This window comes from Nonomuraea antri (assembly GCF_013283785.1).
GTDB lineage: Bacteria > Actinomycetota > Actinomycetes > Streptosporangiales > Streptosporangiaceae > Nonomuraea > Nonomuraea antri.
The window spans coordinates 1-2042 of sequence record NZ_JABCPZ010000495.1; the positions used below are offsets into that span (position 1 = coordinate 1).

General features: G+C 72.5%; 3 protein-coding genes. 1 reads left to right on the top strand and 2 read right to left on the bottom strand.

Translation table 11 applies throughout. The features are described 5' to 3' along the window. On the bottom strand, nt 1–378 hold a 378-nt coding region (locus HII36_RS54845), incomplete at its 3' end, for a lanthionine synthetase LanC family protein (protein ID WP_328808326.1). A gap of 220 nt (nt 379–598) precedes the next feature. Between HII36_RS54845 and HII36_RS54850 the strand changes: the two genes are divergently transcribed. Beyond that, nucleotides 599–1342, top strand: a complete 744-nt coding sequence (locus tag HII36_RS54850) for an SDR family NAD(P)-dependent oxidoreductase (protein ID WP_173531328.1) — start codon at nt 599–601, stop codon at nt 1340–1342. A 10-nt stretch (nt 1343–1352) separates the two neighbouring features. Here the strand turns inward: HII36_RS54850 and HII36_RS54855 are convergent, their stop codons facing one another. Beyond that, a complete protein-coding gene (locus tag HII36_RS54855) occupies nt 1353–1805 on the bottom strand; it encodes an STAS domain-containing protein (RefSeq protein WP_328808327.1) in 453 nt (150 codons plus the stop codon). Between the last annotated feature and the right edge of the window lie 237 nt (nt 1806–2042).

Consider the following 2042-nt stretch of genomic DNA (forward strand, 5'->3'; position numbering starts at 1 on the left):
CTCCCCCAGCACCCAGCCCGCCTCGGCCAGCGCCACCGCGATGCCCGTCAGCCCGTGATACAGCGTCACGTCGCCGACCTCCGGCCACACCGAGGCCAGGTAGCGGGCGCCGGCGCGGGCGTCGTCCAGGTACTCCTCGCGCCCGGTGGCCGCGGCCAGGTCCAGGAAGAACAGCACGATCCCCGGCGCGCCCGAATACAGCGACGCGGGCGCGGCGGCCAGCGCCGCCGCCCTGCCGCGCGGGTCGGGGTTGGGCAGCCAGTGCCGGCCGCGCGCGTCGTCGACCGCCGCCGTCCTGATCCACCGCGCGGCCTGGACGGCGACGGCCAGCGGGGTCTCAGCGCGCTCGCCGGAAAGGCGGGCCGGATCCGGGCTCATACCACAACTATCCCACATATTTGGTAGGAAATTCCGGTTACTGAATCCCTCCGCTCATCGGCCCGACAAGGAACGCGAATCGGCCGATGAAGGGACTCGCATTCTTCCGCACCCGAGCCCCGCCGCCAACCGCCCGCCCGGCCCGTACCCCGTCACCCGTCTGTAGCCCGCCGGTACCCCGTCAGTGGCCCGGTGAGCCGTCCCTGCTAGGGTGCCGCGCATGAACGGCCGTGCGGTCCTCGTCACCGGAGCGTCCAGAGGCATCGGCCGGGCCGTCGCCCGCGCGTTCGCCGCACAGGGCGACCGCCTCGCTCTCCACCACCGCGACTCCGCCCAGGCCGTCGGCCAGTTGCTCGGCGAACTGCCCGGCGACGGCCACACGATCGTCCAAGGCGACCTGGCCGACCCCGACGCCGTCCGCGCCATGACCGACGCCGCCGCCGACGCGCTCGGCGGCATCGACGTCCTGGTGAACAACGCCGGCGTCTACTTCCACCACCCCGCCGCCGAGCTGACCTACGAGCAGTGGCAGGACGCCTGGCGCACCACGCTCGACGTCAACCTGATCGGCGCGGCCAACGTCACCTGGTGCGCGCTCCAGCACATGAGCTCCGGCGGCCGCGTCATCAACGTCACCTCACGCGGCGCCTACCGGGGCGAACCCGACGCCCCCGCCTACGGCGCGAGCAAGGCCGGGCTCAACGCCATGTCCCAGTCTCTCGCGATCGCCCTGGCGCCCCGGGGCATCGCCGTCGCCTGCGTGGCACCCGGATTCGTGGAGACCGACATGACCACCGAACACCTCACCGCGCCCGGCGGCGACGCCATCCGCGCCCAGAGCCCGTTCAACCGGGTCGCCAGGCCCGAGGAGATCGCCCAGGCCGTCGTCTACCTGGCCTCCCCCACCGCAGAATGGGCCAGCGGCGCCGTACTCGACCTCAACGGCGCCTCCCACCTGCGCTGACCCCGCCGGCTCAGCACCAGGCGGCGGTCTCCGCGTTGCCCGGCCGCGCCAGGAACGCCATCGCGTCGGCCACCGAGTCGTAGATCAGGAAACGCCGGCACAACCCGGTGATCGTCAGCACCCGCGTCAGACGCGGCCCGACCGCGCCCAGCGCGAGACGCGCACCCGCCGCCGACACCGTCTCGGCCGCCGCCAACAGCAGGCTCAGCCCGGACGAGTCGCAGAACGCCACGTCCTTCAGATCCAGCACCACCAGCGACGGCCTGGCGGGCATCGGCGTGAGCGCCTGCGCCACCGCCCGCCGCACCTCCACGGCCGAGGCCAGATCCAGCTCACCCGACATCGTGATCACGGACGCGTCGCCGCACCGGGCAGCCCAGCAGGAGAAGGAGACGCGCCGCCGATCTGCCCCATCCACCCCTCCGGCCTCCCAAGGAATCCGTGCTCCGCACCCGGCGGACACACAGCACTCGGAATAATTTTCCGATTATTGCGTAACGCATGAGACGGGAACAAGCCTCAGAACGCGTCTGTGACCTCGTCAGGCCCCGCCGCGCCATCGCGCCGGGAAAGACGCCCCCGCCGCGATGAGTTCCGGCCGGGCCGCGAGTCTGTTCCGAGTGACCGTCGCGGGGCGTCTCACCAACCTGCCCGCGCACGGGACACCGGCCCGAGACACCACGGAGGACCCCATGACCCC

Bases quoted from the DNA above. Each gene is read 5' to 3' on its own strand.
- HII36_RS54850 (WP_173531328.1), top strand. From the start codon at position 599: ATGAACGGCCGTGCGGTCCTCGTCACCGGAGCGTCCAGAGGCATCGGC.